This is a genomic window from Macrococcus sp. DPC7161, from assembly GCF_004117835.1.
GTDB lineage: Bacteria > Bacillota > Bacilli > Staphylococcales > Staphylococcaceae > SDSC01.
The window spans coordinates 1-633 of the sequence record NZ_SDSC01000025.1 but is presented as its reverse complement, the minus strand read 5'-3'; the positions used below and the strand labels follow the sequence as shown (position 1 = coordinate 633).

The 633-nt window shown below is 40.3% G+C and carries 1 protein-coding gene; it reads right to left on the bottom strand.

Translation table 11 applies throughout. The features are described 5' to 3' along the window. A partial coding sequence (locus ER639_RS11905) for an SdrD B-like domain-containing protein (protein ID WP_129065969.1) occupies positions 1-633 on the bottom strand: 633 nt, incomplete at both ends.

The window sequence follows — 633 nt, the reverse complement described above, 5'->3', positions numbered from 1 at the left end:
GTGTTTCAAATTCAATTGTTACTTCACCATTTGGTACGTTCGGGAACTCATAGTTTCCGTTTTCGTCCGTTGTTGTTGTTTCTGTTGTGCCATCTGGATATGTAATTGTTACTGTTACGCCTGGAATTCCTGGCTCATCTGTATCTTGTTGACCGTCTCCATCTATATCTTCCCATACTGTATCTCCTACTGATACTTTGATGAATCCTGAGTCGATTGTCATATCATCAGCGTTGTTGATTGTTACTTTCACAACTTGACCATCTGAATCTAATCCATCGTTTCCTACATTAGAAATTGTTGGTCCATTGTATCCTTCTGGAGTACCGAATGTCACTATGTAGTCTCCGTTTGGTAAGTCTGTAAATACATAGTTACCATTGGCATCTGTCGTTGTCGTTACTGTTGAACCGTCTGGTTTTGTTAATGTTACTGTTACGCCTGGAATTCCTGGTTCTCCCGCATCTTGGATGCCATCTTTATCTGCATCAAACCATACTTTATCGCCTAAATCGTATACAGGTGTCGCTGGTGTTTCTTTTACGAATCCTGAATCGATTGTTGGATCATCTTTACCATCTACAGTGATTGTTACTTTCGTGCCATCTGAGTCACTTGTATCATCACCTGTAT